The 17,693-nt window shown below is 55.6% G+C and carries 16 protein-coding genes; 7 read left to right on the top strand and 9 right to left on the bottom strand.

The genetic code is table 11. The annotated features are described in order from the left end of the window. Nucleotides 1–491: 491 nt before the first annotated feature. Nucleotides 492–1,532 carry an aldo/keto reductase gene (locus BM373_RS12530; RefSeq protein ID WP_090461884.1) on the top strand — a complete coding sequence of 347 codons (1,041 nt, stop codon included), beginning with the start codon at nt 492–494 and terminating at the stop codon, nt 1,530–1,532. A 28-nt stretch (nt 1,533–1,560) separates the two neighbouring features. Here BM373_RS12530 and BM373_RS12525 read toward each other — a convergent pair whose 3' ends face one another. After that, a complete protein-coding gene (locus BM373_RS12525) occupies nt 1,561–2,079 on the bottom strand; it encodes an ESA_00282 family adhesion-associated protein (protein ID WP_090461882.1) in 519 nt (172 codons plus the stop codon). Between the two features lie 102 nt (nt 2,080–2,181). Between BM373_RS12525 and BM373_RS12520 the strand changes: the two genes are divergently transcribed. Then, nucleotides 2,182–2,586, top strand: a complete 405-nt coding sequence (locus BM373_RS12520; protein WP_090461880.1) for a hypothetical protein — start codon at nt 2,182–2,184, stop codon at nt 2,584–2,586. After that, nucleotides 2,579–3,037 (top strand): cytoplasmic protein, encoded by a 459-nt coding sequence (locus BM373_RS12515; RefSeq protein WP_090461879.1) that lies wholly within the window; start codon nt 2,579–2,581, stop codon nt 3,035–3,037. Before BM373_RS12520 ends, BM373_RS12515 begins: the two co-directional genes overlap by 8 nt. Before the next feature lie 96 nt (nt 3,038–3,133). On the opposite strand, the gene exbD is transcribed toward BM373_RS12515, so the two are convergent. Together exbD and exbB are read right to left on the bottom strand one after the other, a co-directional pair. Beyond that, complete coding sequence (exbD, locus tag BM373_RS12510) at nt 3,134–3,559, bottom strand: TonB system transport protein ExbD (RefSeq protein ID WP_090461877.1); 426 nt, start codon at nt 3,557–3,559, stop codon at nt 3,134–3,136. 6 nt (nt 3,560–3,565) lie between these two features. Further along, nucleotides 3,566–4,300 (bottom strand): tol-pal system-associated acyl-CoA thioesterase, encoded by a 735-nt coding sequence (exbB, locus tag BM373_RS12505; protein ID WP_090461876.1) that lies wholly within the window; start codon nt 4,298–4,300, stop codon nt 3,566–3,568. 249 nt (nt 4,301–4,549) lie between these two features. Here exbB and metC point away from each other — a divergent pair, with 249 nt between their 5' ends. Together metC and yghB are read left to right on the top strand one after the other, a co-directional pair. Next, complete coding sequence (gene metC / locus BM373_RS12500; RefSeq protein ID WP_090461874.1) at nt 4,550–5,737, top strand: cystathionine beta-lyase; 1,188 nt, start codon at nt 4,550–4,552, stop codon at nt 5,735–5,737. 137 nt (nt 5,738–5,874) lie between these two features. Next, nucleotides 5,875–6,534 (top strand): DedA family general envelope maintenance protein YghB, encoded by a 660-nt coding sequence (gene yghB, locus BM373_RS12495; RefSeq protein ID WP_090461872.1) that lies wholly within the window; start codon nt 5,875–5,877, stop codon nt 6,532–6,534. Nucleotides 6,535–6,740: 206 nt separating this feature from the next. Here the strand turns inward: yghB and BM373_RS12490 are convergent, their stop codons facing one another. Next, the gene (locus tag BM373_RS12490; RefSeq protein WP_090461870.1) at nt 6,741–7,640 is read right to left on the bottom strand and encodes an AraC family transcriptional regulator; all 900 of its coding nucleotides are present in this window, start codon (nt 7,638–7,640) and stop codon (nt 6,741–6,743) included. A gap of 177 nt (nt 7,641–7,817) precedes the next feature. Here BM373_RS12490 and yqhD point away from each other — a divergent pair, with 177 nt between their 5' ends. Beyond that, complete coding sequence (gene yqhD / locus BM373_RS12480; protein WP_090461867.1) at nt 7,818–8,981, top strand: alcohol dehydrogenase; 1,164 nt, start codon at nt 7,818–7,820, stop codon at nt 8,979–8,981. A gap of 105 nt (nt 8,982–9,086) precedes the next feature. After that, nucleotides 9,087–9,914: a 2,5-didehydrogluconate reductase DkgA gene (dkgA, locus tag BM373_RS12475; protein WP_090461865.1), complete on the top strand. Its 828-nt coding sequence runs from the start codon at nt 9,087–9,089 to the stop codon at nt 9,912–9,914. Between the two features lie 154 nt (nt 9,915–10,068). On the opposite strand, the gene BM373_RS12470 is transcribed toward dkgA, so the two are convergent. The 5 genes from BM373_RS12470 to BM373_RS12450 form a co-directional block, all read right to left on the bottom strand. After that, complete coding sequence (locus BM373_RS12470; protein ID WP_090461864.1) at nt 10,069–12,234, bottom strand: YgiQ family radical SAM protein; 2,166 nt, start codon at nt 12,232–12,234, stop codon at nt 10,069–10,071. A 244-nt stretch (nt 12,235–12,478) separates the two neighbouring features. Beyond that, nucleotides 12,479–13,891, bottom strand: coding sequence for a cell division protein FtsP (gene ftsP, locus BM373_RS12465; protein ID WP_090461862.1), 1,413 nt, complete (start codon nt 13,889–13,891; stop codon nt 12,479–12,481). Between the two features lie 56 nt (nt 13,892–13,947). Then, a complete protein-coding gene (plsC, locus tag BM373_RS12460) occupies nt 13,948–14,688 on the bottom strand; it encodes a 1-acylglycerol-3-phosphate O-acyltransferase (RefSeq protein ID WP_090461861.1) in 741 nt (246 codons plus the stop codon). A 180-nt stretch (nt 14,689–14,868) separates the two neighbouring features. Beyond that, complete coding sequence (gene parC, locus BM373_RS12455; RefSeq protein WP_090461859.1) at nt 14,869–17,127, bottom strand: DNA topoisomerase IV subunit A; 2,259 nt, start codon at nt 17,125–17,127, stop codon at nt 14,869–14,871. Nucleotides 17,128–17,266: 139 nt separating this feature from the next. After that, the gene (locus BM373_RS12450; protein ID WP_090461857.1) at nt 17,267–17,671 is read right to left on the bottom strand and encodes a YgiW/YdeI family stress tolerance OB fold protein; all 405 of its coding nucleotides are present in this window, start codon (nt 17,669–17,671) and stop codon (nt 17,267–17,269) included. Between the last annotated feature and the right edge of the window lie 22 nt (nt 17,672–17,693).

Below are 17,693 nucleotides of genomic sequence, written 5' to 3'. Positions count from 1 at the left end.
TATATTAAGCGCAGGATGTTTATCTAATTTCGTAAATACATTCTTTTGTTGATGCCTCCGACAATAATAAATAACCCTTATTATTGTATTAGAAAATGTTACCCGTAATAATTTCAGACGCTTTTTGAGCAGAGAAAAGAGCAAGGCCGCGTCGTGCCTGGCGTGCAGGCCGATCGGCACAGAAAAGATCAATTCTTGCGGTTTGCGTAAATTAGGCTGGAGGAAAAAGTGTGATGGCGATCAATATAAAATGTATGTGTGCAACGCACTTACCTGACAGCTATTAACCTTCGGCAAACTCTATTTTAGCGCTGCTACATAGTCACGCGGGATGATTAGTCGCTTTGCAGCGAGTGGTAATAATCCGCTAACGCTGCCTCCTTTTGTCTGACCAATCCACGACAATGTGACCGTCCGGGCTTACGGGAGCAGCCAGAGACGCTAATATAGAAACGCTGTTTCGAAATCCAATAAACGAATAAGGAGACATCATGCCCTGGCCCGTCAATCCCGCCCGCTATGAGCAGATGCAGTATCGTTACTGCGGTAAAAGCGGCCTTTGCCTGCCCGCCCTGTCGCTGGGCTTATGGCACAGCTTCGGTCATGTTCAGGCGCTGGACACGCAGCGCGCATTGCTGCGTAAAGCCTTTGATTCCGGCATTACCCATTTCGATTTAGCCAATAACTACGGCCCGCCGCCGGGCAGCGCGGAGGAAAACTTTGGCCGCCTGCTGCGCGACGATTTTGCCGCCCACCGCGATGAGCTGATTATTTCCACCAAGGCCGGGTATGACATGTGGCCGGGGCCGTATGGTTCTGGCGGCTCGCGTAAGTATTTACTCGCAAGTCTCGATCAGAGCCTCAGCCGGATGGGGCTGGATTACGTGGATATCTTCTACTCCCACCGCGTTGATGAAAATACGCCGATGGAAGAGACTGCCTCTGCGCTGGCCCAGGCGGTGCAAAGCGGCAAGGCGCTGTACGTCGGGATTTCCTCTTACTCGCCGCGCCGCACGCAGGAGATGGCGCAATTGCTGCGCGAATGGAAAATCCCGCTGCTGATCCATCAGCCTTCTTACAACCTGCTCAACCGTTGGGTCGATAAAAGCGGCTTGCTGGATACCCTGGAAGCGAACGGCATCGGCTGCATTGCCTTTACGCCGCTGGCGCAAGGTTTGCTCAGCGGGAAATACCTGAATGGCATCCCGGACGGGTCGCGTATGCAGCGGGAAGGCAAAAAAGCGCGTGGGCTGACCGAAAATATGCTGACGGAAGCGAACCTCAACAGCCTTCGTCTGCTTAACGACATGGCGCAGCAGCGCGGTCAGTCGATGGCGCAAATGGCCCTGAGCTGGCTGCTGAAAGATAATCGCGTGACGTCGGTGCTGATTGGGGCGAGCCGCCCGGAGCAGATCGAAGAGAACGTGCAGGCGCTCAATAATCTGACCTTTAGCGAGCAGGAACTGGCGCAGATTGATAAACATGTGGCCGATGGGGAGTTGAATCTCTGGCAGGCGTCGTCAGACAGGTAATAAGGATAAGGCCGGGTCTCTCCGGCCTTTATAGCGTGGCGGTGGTCACCTCTTTCGGGTCTACGTCCGGGCGTTCATACTCCGGCCAGACCAGCACCACCAGCGCCGGGTAAGCATCCAGGCTGAATTCAACAAAACACTGCCGCAGGTTGATTAAATCAAGATCGGAATGTGGGACTCTTTCCCCGTTAAGACAACGCTTCTTTATATTATCGTAATACTTATACACCGCTGAATTCAGATCGCTGCAACGCCGCTGGGCTTCAAATAATCCCGGCACGCTATTTATTTGCGATATGTTCATTCTTTTAATTGTCGCGTGTAAAAAATCAATATATTCATGATTAACGCGCCAGTACCATACCGGCGTAATGCTATTCATTAACATCGAGAAATGGTCTTCGCCTTCCTCTTTGGACAATGGCGGAGCCTCAGGCGGCGGGCCTGATTCATTAACTGGCGTTGTTTTATTCAGCTCAAGCATCATAAAAAGCACACCGGCCGTAAGTAACAACAGGGCAATAACAGAATAAAAAACACTGTTCATGAGCAGGCTCCGTTTTTTTTGATTTTAAAAGTCTGCCATGATATTGTCAACGAACCTCACGCCAGGACTACCCCCACCTGTTTGATATCAAAGGATATTAGAATGCTGCCCGAGAACCTTGTCCCGGCTCGCTTTCGCATTTCCGCGAAGGAAACTGAACTGGGGGAAGCAGAAAAAGATGTTAATTTAACTCAGGGAAAAAGAACACTCTCTGATTTCGAAAGCGATATATTAACCAATGTGAGTCATACCCGGCAATCACGTAATATGTTGCTGGAAGAACGCGATCGCCATATAAAAGACCGATTATTCCGTACTATAAAAATAGAAACCTTTACCCGACTGCTTAACGATTTGCAGGCGGAAGGTGAGATTGACGCCCAGGCTTTAAGTCAAATATTGACTGAAAAAACAGAACAAATAAATGAAGCCGGGAATGAAATTTGGCTTAATCTCATTACCCGCGAAAAAGATGCGCCTTTATTTTATAGTCTGGAGGATGAATAACGTGAAAGATGTTGAAAACAACAACGTTTATTTGACTTTAGATGACAGAAATAGCGATGAGTTTATCTTAAAGCAAAATCTGGATGCGCTAATACAAAGTAAAAACGATCAAATCACCCGTCTGGCAAAAGATCTGATTTCTATCCCGGCCGCGCTGGTGCGCCTGAAATGGCAGAATCGCCGTGAAATCTACGCGCTTCAGGTGAAAGAAGAGATTTATGGCGCGACCATCAATGAAGTCATGCGGCTGCATCCTGAGCTTTATGAAAAAATCATGGCCCGCATTGAGACGAACTATCAGTATTTGCTGGCCCGTGAGACCGCCACGCTGCGTATCACGCGTAAACTGGCTGAGGGCGGCTACCGCACCTCAAACGTCACCACCGTCGCGTTGAAAGAGAAAACGCCGCCCGACGACGCCACGCCCCCGCCCTCCCCTGATAAGACCTGAACGCTCCAGAACGAGACTCATGACATCCCGCTGTCAGGCTTTTGCACGGCAAAAAAAAAGCCGGCACAGGGCCAGCTTCTTCTTATGTGAACGCGATTATTTCGCGCTCGCCACTTCTTCACCGACAAGGCCAATCTTCAGATAACCCGCTTTGTGCAGCGTATCCATGACCTTCATCATCGTCTCGTAATCCACGGTTTTATCCGCGCGGAAGAAGACGGTGGTGTCTTTTTTACCGGCAGTTACCGCCGTCAGTGCGCTGATCATGGTCTCGTCTGTGACCTGATCGTTGCCGATAAACATGGTGTTATCTGCTTTCACCGACAAATAGACCGGTTTTTCCGGGCGCGGCTGCGGCTGACTGGATGAAGCAGGCAGATTCACCTTCACATCCACGGTCGCCAGCGGCGCAGCAACCATGAAGATGATCAGCAGAACCAGCATAACGTCGATAAACGGCGTTACGTTGATTTCATGCATTTCACCGTTGTCATCCAGGTTTTCGTTAAGATGCATCGCCATCGGACATTACCCTAAACGTAATTTCTGTGCCGCGTGCACCGGTTGCGCCGATGAACTGGCAGCGAGATCGAGGTCGCGGCTTTGCAGCAGCAGTACCTGAGCGGCCACATCGCCAAGCATCGCTTTATGACCACCGATCATGCGGGCGAAAATGTTGTAGATAACCACCGCCGGAATAGCGGCGACCAGGCCGATAGCCGTTGCCAGCAGCGCTTCCGCGATCCCCGGCGCAACCACAGCCAGGTTAGTGGTCTGGGTTTGGGCGATACCGATGAAGCTGTTCATGATGCCCCACACGGTGCCGAACAGACCGATAAACGGAGAAATGGCCCCGATCGTGGCCAGATAACCATTACCACGGCCCATCTGGCGACCAAAAGCGGCAACACGGCGCTCAAGGCGGAAACCGGTACGCTCTTTGATACCTTCGTTATCTTCGGAACCCGCAGAGAGTTCCAGCTCGTTGCGCGCTTCGTTAATCAGATGCGTGCTGAGGCTTTTATTACCAAAAGCGGCAGCGATTTCCGTCGCCTGATTGAGCGAGCGGGCCTCGGCAAGCAGTTTTTGCTCGCGCTTAAGACGGCGCTTCTGTGAAAGCAGATCAGCACTTTTGCTAAAGAAAATAGCCCAGGTGACGACGGACGCGAGAAGCAGGCCGATCATCACAATTTTTACTACGATGTCAGCATGATGATACATGCCCCAAACGGACAGATCCGTTTGCATCAAATTATTACCCACTCTGTATCTCCGGACGCAAATCACAAAATCTGCGCATAATAATATCAAAAAGACGTCGAATTGATAGTAGTTCTCATTACTATTTACATAGTGCGCTAATTAACGCGTAGTTTCTTTGCGCTTACTCAGTAAAAAAGTTCCCTCGTTCATTTTTGAGAAAATATTATGCTGAATAGGGCCGCTTGCGATGCAGAGTAAAACATTCATGGTAGTCTGGACATCCAGACGTATAAAAGCAGGTATGCGAACATGACAGCGAAGCACATTGAAACCGCGCTGGTGAATGCCGGGCGCAGCAAAAAGTACACTCAGGGCGCAGTGAACAGCGTTATCCAGCGCGCGTCGTCGTTGGTTTTTGACACCGTTGAAGCCAAAAAGCAGGCCACACGCGGACGGGCGAAAGGCGAACTGTTTTATGGTCGTCGCGGTACTCTGACGCATTTCTCTTTGCAGGAAGCAATGTGCGAGCTGGAAGGCGGCGCGGGCTGTGCGCTTTTCCCCTGCGGTGCGGCTGCCGTTGCCAATACCATTCTGGCGTTTGTCGAACAGGGCGATCACGTCTTAATGACCAATACCGCTTACGAACCCAGTCAGGATTTCTGCACGAAAATCCTCGCCAAACTGGGCGTCACGACGGGCTGGTTCGATCCACTCATCGGCGCGGATATCGTCAATCATATTCAGCCCAATACCAAAGTGGTGTTTTTAGAGTCCCCCGGTTCCATCACTATGGAAGTGCATGACGTCCCGGCGATTGTCGCCGCCGTGCGCCGCGTGGCTCCTGACGCCATCATTATGATCGACAATACCTGGGCGGCGGGCATTCTGTTTAAAGCGCTCGATTTTGGCGTGGATATCTCCATCCAGGCGGGCACGAAATACCTGATTGGTCACTCGGACGCGATGGTCGGCACTGCGGTCTCCAACGCCCGCTGCTGGGATCAACTGCGTGAAAATGCCTATCTGATGGGGCAAATGCTGGATGCCGACACCGCCTACATGACCAGCCGGGGTCTGCGCACGCTGGGCGTACGTCTGCGTCAGCATCACGAAAGCAGTCTGCAAATCGCACAATGGCTCTCCCAACATCCGCAGGTCGCGACGGTCAATCACCCGGCGCTGCCAGGCAGCAAAGGGCATGAATTCTGGAAGCGTGACTTTACCGGCAGCAGCGGCCTGTTTTCCTTTGTGCTGAACAAACGGCTCGATAATGACGAACTGGCGGCATATCTGGATAACTTCACGCTGTTCAGCATGGCCTATTCGTGGGGCGGCTTTGAGTCACTGATTCTGGCGAACCAGCCGGAACAGATTGCGGCGCTGCGTCCAGGGGCGGAAATCGACTTCACCGGTACGTTAATCCGCGTGCATATCGGTCTGGAAAACGCGGACGATTTGATCGCCGATTTAGCCGCGGGCTTCGAGCGCATCGCGTAAACCGGGCTTTTTGGTAAATAATTACTCAGTACCAGCGGAATTGTCTGCATTTCTTGCGTGAACGATCAAGGTGCCATTAACAAATCAGGCGTATAATGGCCCCTTATACGCTGTAGAGCTGTACCACAGGAAAGTCCATGGCTGTTATTCAAGATATTATCGCGGCGCTCTGGCAACATGATTTTGCGGCGCTGGCCGATCCCCGGGTCGTCGGCGTTGTTTATCTGGTGATGTTTGCGACGCTGTTTTTAGAAAATGGGCTATTACCGGCCTCGTTTTTACCCGGTGACAGTCTACTGTTGTTAACCGGCGCACTGATTGCCCGCGGGGTGATGGATTTTATCCCGGCGCTGGCGATCCTCACGACGGCGGCAAGCCTCGGCTGCTGGCTGAGCTATATTCAGGGCCGCTGGCTCGGGAATACGCGCGTGGTGAAAAGCTGGCTCGATCAGTTGCCTGAGAAGTATCACCAGCGCGCGACCTGCATGTTCGACAGACATGGTCTGCTGGCGCTGCTCGCCGGGCGTTTCCTGGCGTTTGTGCGCACCTTACTGCCAACCATGGCGGGCATTTCCGGGTTATCTAACCGTCGTTTCCAGTTCTTCAACTGGTTAAGCGCCCTGCTGTGGGTCGGCGCGGTGACAAGCCTGGGTTATGCGCTGAGTATGATCCCCTTTGTGAAGCGTCATGAAGATCAGGTGATGACATGCCTGATGATCCTGCCGATTGTCCTGCTGGTCGCCGGGCTTCTGGGGACGGTCGTGGTGGTGATTAAGAAGAAGTATTGCAACGGGTGATGTAACCCTCACCCTAACCTTCTCCCTTAGGGAGAGGGGACAGATCGAGCACTGACTTGCCTTTCCCCCTCTCCCTGAGCTGAGGGGACAGATCGAGCACTGGCTTGCCTTTCCCCCTCTCCCTGAGCTGAGGGGACAGATCGAGCACTGGCTTGCCTTTCTCCCTCTCCCTGGGGAGAGGGCCGGGGTGAGGGGCGACTCCCCCACTACACCCCCTGCATCATCCTGATCCGCGCCGCATCCTCCCCCGGCGTCACGCCAAAATAGCGCTTAAACTCGCGGCTAAACTGCGACGCACTTTCGTACCCCACCCGCATCGCTGCGGCGCTGGCCTTCATGCCGTCGTGGATCATCAGCATTCGCGCCCGGTGCAAACGGTAGGTCTTCAGGTATTGCAGCGGCGACGTGCTGGTCACCGATTTGAAATTATGGTGAAACGCCGACACGCTCATGTTCGCTTCAGCGGCAAGCTGATCGACGCTCAGGTTTTCGGTGTACTGACTTTCAATGCGCTTCAGCACCCGGCTAATCAAGCTGAAATGGGTCTGGCGGCTCACCAGCGCCAGCAGCGCACCGCCGCGCGGGCCGGTCAGCACGTGATAGAGGATTTCGCGCACGATCTGCTTGCCTAAAATCCTGGCGTCGAGCGGGCGCTCCATCACGTCCAGCAACCGCTCCACCGCACAGAGGATCTCATCGGACAGCGTCGCGGAGTTAATACCGCTGGCCGCCATCGCAGGCTGAAAATGCTCGTCCTCACCGATGTCCATCAGCAACTCCTGAAGCTGGAGGATATCCACATTGACGCGGATCCCCGCCAGCGGGATCTCCGGCGTGGCGAAGGTTTCACACTCAAACGGCAGCGGTACGGTCAGCAGCAGATATTCATTGGCATCGTAGCGAAACACGCGCTCATTGATATAACCGATTTTATGCCCGGAAAAGAGGATCACGATGCCGGGCTGGTACATCACCGGGGTACGCGTACCGGGCTGCGTGCCATGCAGCAGACGGATATCCGGCAGCAGCGAGGCCAGGGCGTTCTCATTACTTTTCAGTCGCTTAATTTGTTCCGTCAGTTGCAGGCAAATCTCTTCGCGGTTCATTTAACACCACTCCGGCTACGGTTTTTGACCGCTACAGTGTGCGCATTTCTGTGCTTTTTCTCCAGCCCAACGGAGAAATGGGCAAGACATCGGCAGGAATGTGCATTGAGAGCGACACCCCCGACGCCCACAATACTTTCCATCAGGCAGTTTTTTCCCACATTAAGGGCACGAGCAATGAATAACTTTAATCTGCATACCCCCACCCGCATTCTGTTTGGTCAAAACGCCATTGCCGATCTGCGCGATCAGATCCCGGCAGACGCACGCGTGTTGATCACTTACGGCGGTGGCAGCGTGAAAAAAACCGGGGTGCTGGATCAGGTCTATAGCGCGTTGAACGGCATGGACGTGCTGGAGTTCGGCGGCATCGAACCGAACCCGTCTTACGAAACGCTGATGAAAGCCGTGGCAATCGCCCGCAGCGAAAACATCACCTTCCTGCTGGCCGTCGGTGGCGGTTCCGTGCTGGACGGCACTAAATTTATCGCTGCCGCCGCGCATTATCCTGATGGCATCGACCCGTGGCAGATCCTGCAAAACTCCGGCAGTGAAATCAAAAGCGCGATCCCGATGGGCTCCGTGCTGACCCTGCCCGCCACCGGTTCAGAATCCAACAAAGGCGCGGTGATCTCCCGCAAAACCACCGGTGACAAGCAGGCGTTCCACTCCCCGCACGTGCAGCCGGTCTTCGCTATCCTCGATCCGGTTTACACCTACACCCTGCCGCCGCGTCAGGTGGCGAATGGCGTGGTGGACGCGTTTGTTCACACCGTTGAGCAGTATGTGACTTATCCGGTGGATGCAAAAATTCAGGATCGCTTCGCTGAAGGCATTCTGCTGACGCTGGTGGAAGAGGGTCCGAAAGCGTTGCAGGAGCCGGAGAACTACAACGTGCGCGCTAACGTAATGTGGGCCGCAACCCAGGCGCTGAACGGTCTGATTGGTGCGGGCGTCCCGCAGGACTGGGCAACGCATATGCTCGGTCATGAACTGACCGCGATGCACGGTCTGGATCACGCCCAGACGCTGGCGGTGGTGCTGCCCGCGCTGTGGAATGAAAAACGCGACGCCAAACGCGGCAAACTGCTGCAATACGCCGAGCGCGTGTGGAACATCACCGAAGGATCTGACGATGCGCGTATTGACGCTGCCATCGCCGCCACCCGTGATTTCTTCGAGCAGATGGGCGTGCCGACCCGCCTCTCCGGTTACGGTCTGGATGGCAGTTCAATCCCGGGCCTGATTGCAAAACTGGAAGAACACGGTATGACTGCTTTAGGCGAACATCAGGATATTACTCTGGATGTCAGCCGTCGTATCTACGAAGCCGCACGCTAAAGGTTTTTTCTTCTGCGGCTTTCGTTTTTGCGCTTTTCGTCCAGACTTAAGTCACTTAACTTCACCAGGTCATGTACCTGGTGAACTTCTATAAAGGAGGAATGCATGGCAAATCCAACCGTAATCAAACTTCAGGACGGCAACCTGATGCCGCAACTGGGGCTCGGTGTGTGGAAAGCGGGCAATGAGGAAGTGATTTCCGCCATTCATAAGGCGCTGGAGGTGGGTTATCGTTCCATTGATACCGCCGCGGCGTACAAGAACGAAGAAGGTGTCGGCAAAGCGCTGAAGAGCGCAGGTGTGGCGCGTGACGATCTCTTTATCACCACTAAACTGTGGAATGACGATCAGAAGCGCCCGCAGGAAGCGTTGCAGGAGAGCCTTGATAAGCTGCAACTCGATCATGTTGATCTCTACCTGATGCACTGGCCGGTTCCGGCGATCGATCATTATGTTGAAGCCTGGAAGGGTATGATCGATTTGCAAAAGCAGGGGCTGGTGAAAAGCATCGGCGTCTGTAATTTCCAGATCCACCATTTGCAGCGCCTGATTGATGAAACGGGTGTTGCGCCGGTGATCAACCAGATCGAACTGCACCCGCTATTGCAGCAGCGTCAGCTTCACGCCTGGAATGCCACTCACAAGATCCAGACCGAGTCCTGGAGCCCGCTGGCACAGGGCGGCGATGGGGTATTCGATCAGAAAATTATCCGCGAACTGGCAGATAAATACAGCAAGACCCCGGCGCAGATTGTGATCCGCTGGCACCTGGATCAGGGTCTGGTGGTGATCCCGAAATCAGTGACCGACTCCCGTATCGCAGAGAACTTTAACGTCTGGGATTTCCGTCTCGATAAAGACGAACTGAGTGAAATTGCGAAACTCGACCAGGGCAAACGCCTGGGGCCGGACCCGGATCAGTTCGGCGGCTGAGTTTTTACCCCCTTTCCCCTCACCCTAACCCTCTCCCACAGGGAGAGGGGACAGATCGAGCACGGACTTGCCCCTCTCCCTCAGGGACAGCGAGCACTGACTTCCCCCTCTCCCTAAGGGAGAGGGCCGGGGTGAGGGTGTACCAGGCAAATCCTTACCGCCCCGCACCCTTCCCGCGTTTTTTATTGTCCGCAGGCGTCTGGCGCTGGTGCGCCACTGGCGTATGTTTGGTCAGCGCCGGTCGGGTATGACGGTTCTGGCGCTTCGCTTCGCGCATCTCTTCAATGGTCGGGGACGGCACCAGGCAGTCGCGGCGGCCGCCGATCAGATGCTTTTTCCCCATCTCTTCCAGCGCCTGACGGATCAGCGGCCAGTTCTTCGGATCGTGGTAGCGCAGCAGCGCTTTATGCAGACGGCGCTGTTTGTCGCCGCGCGGCACCACCACGTCCTCACTCTTGTAGCCAATCTTGCCGAGCGGGTTTTTGCCGGTGTAATACATGGTCGTCGAGTTGGCGAGCGGCGACGGGTAGAAGTTCTGCACCTGATCGAGGCGGAAACGGCGCTGTTTCAGCCACAGCGCCAGGTTCACCATGTCCTCATCCCGCGTCCCAGGATGCGCAGAGATGAAGTACGGGATCAGATACTGCTCTTTACCGGCCTGTTTCGAATAGGTGTCGAACAGCTCTTTAAAGCGATCGTAGCTGCCCATGCCCGGCTTCATCATCTTCGACAGCGGGCCTTCTTCGGTGTGCTCCGGAGCAATCTTCAGATAGCCACCCACGTGGTGCGTTGCCAGCTCTTTGATATAACGCGGATCTTCCACGGCGATGTCGTAACGCACGCCGGACGCGATCAGGATTTTCTTGATGCCTTTCAGATCACGGGCGCGGCGATACAGGTTAATGGTCGGCTCATGGTTGGTGTCCATGTGCGGGCAGATATCCGGGTAGACGCACGACAGGCGGCGGCAGGTCTGCTCGGCGCGCGGCGATTTGCAGCGCAGCATATACATGTTAGCGGTCGGCCCGCCCAGATCGGAAATTACCCCGGTAAAGCCAGGCACCGTGTCGCGAATGGCTTCAATTTCGTTGATGATCGAATCTTCAGAACGGCTCTGGATGATGCGCCCTTCGTGCTCGGTGATCGAACAGAATGAACAGCCACCAAAGCAGCCGCGCATGATGTTGATCGAGAAACGGATCATTTCATACGCCGGGATACGCGCATTGCCGTACGCCGGGTGCGGCACACGCTGATACGGCAGCGCAAACACGCTGTCCATCTCTTCGGTGGAAAGCGGGATCGCAGGCGGGTTGATCCAGACGTAGCGATCGCCGTGCTTTTGCAGCAGCGCACGCGCGCAGCCAGGGTTCGTTTCGTGATGCAAAATGCGCGACGCATGGGCGTACAGCACTTTGTCGCCTTTCACTTTTTCAAACGACGGCAGCAGGATATAGGTTTTTTCCCAAGGCTTCGGACGCGGCGGCTGAACCGTCACGCGTTTAGGCTCCTGCGGCTGTACCGGTTTGTTATCCGCGCACGGCAGATCGTCACCGTACGGATGGGGAATAGGATCGATTTTTCCCGGCGTGTCGAGGCGGGTGGAATCCACCCCGCTCCAGCCCGGCAGCGCTTCTTTAACGATGATCGCGGTATTACGCACATCGCGGATCTGGCTAATCGGCTCACCCGCCGCCAGACGATGCGCCACTTCCACCAGCGGACGCTCGCCGTTGCCGAACATCAGCATGTCGGCTTTGGCATCAATCAGCACAGAACGGCGCACGGTGTCGGACCAGTAATCATAATGCGCGGTGCGACGCAGGCTGGCTTCGATGCCGCCGAGGATCACCGGCACATCTTTCCACGCTTCTTTACAGCGCTGGGTGTACGCCAGCGAAGCGCGATCCGGGCGTTTGCCCGCGACGTTATCTGGCGTGTAGGCGTCGTCGTGACGCAGTTTACGATCGGCGGTGTAGCGGTTGATCATCGAGTCCATGTTGCCCGCGGTGACGCCGAAAAACAGGTTCGGTTTGCCCAGACGCATGAAGTCATCTTTGCTGTTCCAGTCCGGCTGGGCGATGATCCCAACGCGGAAGCCCTGTGCCTCCAGCATCCGGCCACAGATCGCCATACCGAAGCTCGGGTGATCGACATACGCATCCCCGGTAACCAGAATGATGTCGCAGCTGTCCCAGCCAAGTTGATCCATCTCTTCGCGTGACATGGGCAAAAACGGCGCGGGGCCGAAACAGGCTGCCCAGTATTGCGGCCATGAGAAGAGGTCGCGATCCGGCTGGATCAGAGAAATTGAACTCATTGTGTTTCCGGGTGGTTAACGAAATTGAAGGGCGGGGATTATACGCTGTAAAGGTGGATTAAATGAAGGGGGATTGTTTAAAAAGTAGCCCTGGTTTTTACCCTCACCCCGGCCCTCTCCCTAAGGGAGAGGGAGAAAGGCGAGACCGTGCACAATCTGTCCCCTCTCCCTGAGGGAGAGGGGCAAGCCCGCGCTCGATCAGTCCCCTCTCCCTCAGGGAGAGGGCTAGGGTGAGGGTGAAAAATCACGGTGCCGGATTCACCAGCAGCTGCCCAATCGATCCCCGATCAGACATCTCGAGCGTCTGGCTGGCGAACTGGAACGGGAAGTGCGGCCACGAAGGCTGGCCAAAGTAGACCAGCAGTTCGACCTGCCCATCCACCCACACCGTATCTTTCATGCCCCGGTCTTCCGGGAACGGCACCGCGCCATTCACATTGCGGATCTGGAAGCTGACCCCTTCGATATGAAACGCCTGCGGCTGGTCGGCGCGCACAGTCCAGCGCTCCCACGTTCCCTGCTGGGCGGTGATATCAATACGTGAAATATCCCAGAGCTGTCCGTTGATGCCCGGATCGTCGCCCAGCGTGATGTCACGGCTGCGGATTGGCGTACCGGTCATGAGGTCAGTGGGCAGCAGGCGCATCGGCAGGCTGTCAGTTACCAGCGGCAACAGACCGGTCGGGCGCAGGGTGAGCACCAGCGTGGAGACCAGAATGCTCGAAGGCTCAAAGAAGCCGCGAATGCGGTCAACGATGCCCGCCGCTTCGCCACAGGTGATCGACACCTCGTCACCGTTGGTCATATCAACCAGAATCTCCCGACGCTCGCCTGGGGCCAGCGCCAGTTGCTTCACCGATACCGGGGCGGGTAAAAAACCCTGATCGCCTGCGATGACGTGCAGCGGGCGTCCATCGCTCATCTGCAACAGATAGCGGCGGGCGTTAGAGGCATTGAGCAAACGCAAACGCACCCAGCCACGGGAAACTTCCACATACGGCCCCTGCACGCCGTTTGCCAGCAGCGTGTCACCAACAAAACCGCCGCTACCTGGCTCGCTGTACTCCGGAGTGCCAAAGTTATCCAGCCGCTTGTCCTGAATAATCACCGGAATGTCATCCACCCCGTAATGATTGGGGATCGGCAGCGATTTACTGACTTCATCTTCCACCAGCCACATCCCGGCCAGGCCGTTATAAACCTGCTGCGCGGTGCGGTTCGGCGTGTTGGCGTGGTACCACAGCGTCGCCGCACTCTGGCGGATCGGCAGCACCGGTGCCCAGTCGGCATTGGGGGACATCATGCGCGCCGGGCCACCAATCAGCGGGCCTGGCACCTGCAAACCGCTGATGGTCATCGCCACCTTTTCGGTCAGGCGATTGCTGTAAATCATCTTCACATCGTCGCCGTTCCAGACGCGGATCGTCGGCCCCATATAACGGCCATTGATGCCCCAGGTCTGGGCGCGCGTCCCGGCGGCAAACGACCAGTGGGTGCGTTGCAGCGTCATAAACAGCGGCTGACCACGACGGGATTCAAGCAGCGGTGGAATCGGCAGCGGGAGTTGCTGCCCGGCAGCGTTTGCCCTCAGCGGCACCGCACCCGCACAAAGCGCAACCCCGGATGCCTGAATAAACTGACGCCGACTGAGTGACATATATGCTCCCTTTAAAACTGGCTAATAGCGTGGGAAATGCTCCCCGGCACTAAGACTTATTTCTGCTTCCCTGCCGCTTCACGTGCAGCAACTTCCCGATCGAGTTCAGCGATTTTATTTTCCATAATCGCCCGGCAGTGCGTCGCCAGCTCACGAACCTGATCTTTACCAAACTGGCTCACATCAACCGGTTGCAGCATTTCGACGATCACATGACCGTTATCCCAGCGGTTGAGATTGATTTTATTGGATGTATTCGACACGCATACCGGGATGATCGGCACGCCCGCTGCAATCGCCGCATGGAACGCGCCGGTTTTAAACGGCAACAGGCCGCGTCCACGGCTGCGTGTGCCTTCCGGGAACATCCAGACAGAAATGTTGCGCTTCTGAATGTGCTTAACGATCTGCGCAATGGTGCCATGCGCTTTCGCACGGTTGTCACGGTCAATCAGCAGGTTGCCGGTCAGCCAGTAAAGCTGGCCAAAGAAGGGGATCCACATCAGGCTCTTTTTGCCGACGGTCACCGTTGGAGGCAGCACAATATTGGCGGCCGTTACCATGTCGTAATTGTTCTGATGGTTAGCAATGTAGATGGCATTGCCAAACTGCGCGGCATTGGCCGGCACGCGGGTTTCCACTTTCAGCCCCATGAGCGGTGCCATGCGACCAAACATGCGGCCAAACGTTGAGACGTGTTTCGGATTACGCGGACTAAACAGGCAGTAAATACAGCCAAAAATACAGACCAGAATGCTGTAAATAACCACAATAATCAGGCGAAAAAGAAAAAGCATAGCTACCTCTAAGGTACGGACATCCGACCATTATACTAAAGCGATGAAGGGTGGTTGGACTTTGTTACGCGCAGGCCCTGGTAAAAGCGTATTGTTAATCGCAATTTGTGAATTAACAACGGCTTTACAGGAAATTTTACCCGGACATTCTCCTGCGAGCAGGCAATGTCCGGGCAAGGGTTACTCTTCGCTGTCGCCAACGCTTGCCCGACGCGGTGAGTCAATTTCAATCCTGTCGATTCGCTGTAAGCCGCGCATCAGCGTGCCGCGACGACCGCGTTCACCGTGCACTTTTTGCAGCTCTTCCGGACGCAGTTTGATTTTGCGTTTACCGACGTGGATGGTCAGCGTGCTTTGCGGCGGTAACAGGTAAAGATGCGCCAGGCTGTCCTCGCCTTTTGCCGCTTCCGCCGACGGAATGTTGATGATCTTATTGCCTTTGCCTTTCGACAACTGCGGCAGATCGCTCACCGGGAACATGAGCATCCGTCCGGCGCTGGTGATGGCGAGCAGCATGTCGCTGTCATCGACAATTTCCAGCGGCGGCATGACCTTGGCGTTTTCCGGCAGGCTGATCAGTGCCTTGCCCGCACGGTTACGCGCCACCAGATCGTTAAAGGTGCAGACAAAACCGTAGCCCGCGTCGGACGCCATCAGCAGTTTTTGATCGTCCGCGCTCATCATCATGTGATCCACGCTCGCGCCCGGCGGCAGCGTCAGCTTGCCGGTCAGCGGCTCGCCCTGCCCGCGCGCCGACGGCAGCGTGATAGGATCGATGGCGTAGCTGCGGCCCGTGGTATCAATGAACACCACCGGCTGGTTGCTCTTGCCTTTAACCGACGCCTTCCAGCTATCGCCCGCTTTATAGCTCAGACCCTGCGCGTCGATGTCGTGGCCTTTGGCGCTGCGCACCCAGCCACTTTGCGACAGCACAATGGTCACCGGCTCAGACGGCAGCATGTCGTGCTCGCTCATCGCTTTCGCTTCTTCACGCTCGTGCAGCGGTGAGCGGCGATCGTCGCCAAACGCCTGCGCATCAGCCTGTAGCTCTTTCTTAAGCAGGTTGCTCATCTTGCGCTCGGAAGCGAGGATGCCCTGCAGCTGATCGCGCTCTTTTTCCAGGTCAGCCTGCTCGCCGCGGATTTTCATCTCTTCGAGTTTGGCGAGGTGGCGTAACTTCAGCTCAAGGATCGCTTCGGCCTGGGTTTCGCTGATGCCAAAACGCGACATCAGCACCGGCTTCGGCTCATCCTCACGGCGGATGATCTCAATCACTTCATCAATGTTGAGGAACGCCACCAGCAAACCTTCGAGGATATGCAGGCGCTTGAGCACTTTTTCCAGACGATAATTGAGGCGGCGGCGCACGGTATCGCGGCGGAACGCCAGCCACTCGGTGAGGATTTCCAGCAGGTTTTTCACCGCCGGTCGCCCGTCGAGGCCAATCATGTTCAGGTTAACGCGGTAGCTCTTTTCCAGATCGGTGGTAGCGAACAGATGGTTCATCACCTGATCCATATCCACGCGGTTGGAACGCGGGACCACCACCAGACGCGTCGGGTTTTCGTGATCGGATTCATCACGCAAATCGTCAACCATCGGCAGCTTTTTATTGCGCATCTGCGCGGCAATCTGCTCCAGCACGCGCGCGCCGGAAACCTGATGCGGAAGGGCTGTGATCACCACGGCACCGTCTTCTTTTTTCCACACTGCGCGCATACGCACGGAACCGCGACCGCTCTGGTAGATTTTGCGGATTTCAGCGCGTGAGGTGATGATTTCGGCTTCGGTCGGGTAATCCGGCCCCTGCACAATATCCAGCAGATCGTCCAGCGTGGTTTTCGGCTGGTCGATAAGCGCAATCGCCGCGTTCGCCACTTCACGCAGGTTGTGCGGCGGAATGTCCGTCGCCATACCCACCGCAATGCCGGTAGTGCCGTTCAGCAGAATGTTCGGCAGACGCGCCGGCAGCATTTTCGGCTCCTGCAGGGTGCCGTCGAAGTTAGGCTGCCAGTCCACCGTGCCCTGCCCCAGTTCACCCAGCAGCAGATCGGCATATTTTGAGAGGCGGGATTCGGTATAACGCATCGCCGCAAATGACTTGGGATCGTCCGGCGCACCCCAGTTACCCTGGCCGTCCACCAGCGGATAGCGGTAGGAGAACGGCTGTGCCATCAGCACCATCGCTTCGTAGCAGGCGCTGTCGCCGTGGGGATGATATTTACCCAGCACGTCACCGACAGTACGGGCTGATTTTTTAAATTTGGCGCTGGCGTTAAGACCAAGCTCCGACATCGCGTAAACAATGCGACGCTGAACCGGCTTGAGGCCATCACCGATGAACGGCAATGCCCTGTCCATGATGACGTACATGGAATAGTTTAAGTAGGCGTTTTCCGTAAACTCATGCAGCGCAAGGCGCTCTGCCATATCGCTCATTAATAGTGATTCCTCAATCTTTGCGCCGGTGATGACCAGACGGTAAACCAGGGCCGATAATACCCTATCTACCGCGCTGAGTCACAGGGCGTAAAGCGGGGAAGCACACCGCGCCAGACGGCGCGGTAACAGGGGGGAATTACGGCGTCACTTTAGCGATCTGTTTCACTTCGATTTCAAAATCGTTCCACTCTTTGTCGACCTTACCCTGGATTTCAACCTGATCCTGCGGGGTGTAGGTTTGACCGTTCCAGTGCTTATCGTCGATCTCCACATTTACCGTGCCGCTGGCATCGCGAAAGACGTAGCGATCGTCAGATACGCGCTCGGTAATATTCCCGCGCAGTTTCACCCAACTGTCATCCTTCATCTCTTTGGCTTTTGCCACCGTGGTTACCACGGCATTTTTATCGGCAAATCCGCCCTGCCCCTGATGGGCTGGCGCATGTGCCGCATTCGGGCCGTTAAACCCGCCAGGATGGGCGGCAAAAACCGGGGCTGAAGACAGTGCTGCAATGGCGGCAATAATCGCTAACTTTTTCATATTCGCTCTCCTTTTGGTCGTG

The organism is Enterobacter sp. kpr-6 (genome assembly GCF_900116015.1).
Taxonomy (GTDB): Bacteria; Pseudomonadota; Gammaproteobacteria; order Enterobacterales; family Enterobacteriaceae; genus Enterobacter_D.
Note: the sequence above shows the minus strand (reverse complement) of the source record. Positions and strands in the feature narration are given on the sequence as shown.

Excerpts from the sequence above, each read along its gene's own strand:
- dkgA (WP_090461865.1), top strand. The coding sequence starts at position 9,087 with ATGGCAAATCCAACCGTAATCAAACTTCAGGACGGCAACCTGATGCCG.
- parC (WP_090461859.1), bottom strand. The coding sequence starts at position 17,127 with ATGAGCGATATGGCAGAGCGCCTTGCGCTGCATGAGTTTACGGAAAAC.
- BM373_RS12470 (WP_090461864.1), bottom strand. The coding sequence starts at position 12,234 with ATGAGTTCAATTTCTCTGATCCAGCCGGATCGCGACCTCTTCTCATGG.
- BM373_RS12520 (WP_090461880.1), top strand. The coding sequence starts at position 2,182 with ATGCTGCCCGAGAACCTTGTCCCGGCTCGCTTTCGCATTTCCGCGAAG.
- BM373_RS12490 (WP_090461870.1), bottom strand. The coding sequence starts at position 7,640 with ATGAACCGCGAAGAGATTTGCCTGCAACTGACGGAACAAATTAAGCGA.
- BM373_RS12525 (WP_090461882.1), bottom strand. The coding sequence starts at position 2,079 with ATGAACAGTGTTTTTTATTCTGTTATTGCCCTGTTGTTACTTACGGCC.
- yqhD (WP_090461867.1), top strand. The coding sequence starts at position 7,818 with ATGAATAACTTTAATCTGCATACCCCCACCCGCATTCTGTTTGGTCAA.
- BM373_RS12450 (WP_090461857.1), bottom strand. The coding sequence starts at position 17,671 with ATGAAAAAGTTAGCGATTATTGCCGCCATTGCAGCACTGTCTTCAGCC.
- exbD (WP_090461877.1), bottom strand. The coding sequence starts at position 3,559 with ATGGCGATGCATCTTAACGAAAACCTGGATGACAACGGTGAAATGCAT.
- BM373_RS12515 (WP_090461879.1), top strand. The coding sequence starts at position 2,579 with ATGAATAACGTGAAAGATGTTGAAAACAACAACGTTTATTTGACTTTA.
- metC (WP_090461874.1), top strand. The coding sequence starts at position 4,550 with ATGACAGCGAAGCACATTGAAACCGCGCTGGTGAATGCCGGGCGCAGC.
- BM373_RS12530 (WP_090461884.1), top strand. The coding sequence starts at position 492 with ATGCCCTGGCCCGTCAATCCCGCCCGCTATGAGCAGATGCAGTATCGT.
- yghB (WP_090461872.1), top strand. The coding sequence starts at position 5,875 with ATGGCTGTTATTCAAGATATTATCGCGGCGCTCTGGCAACATGATTTT.
- plsC (WP_090461861.1), bottom strand. The coding sequence starts at position 14,688 with ATGCTTTTTCTTTTTCGCCTGATTATTGTGGTTATTTACAGCATTCTG.
- ftsP (WP_090461862.1), bottom strand. The coding sequence starts at position 13,891 with ATGTCACTCAGTCGGCGTCAGTTTATTCAGGCATCCGGGGTTGCGCTT.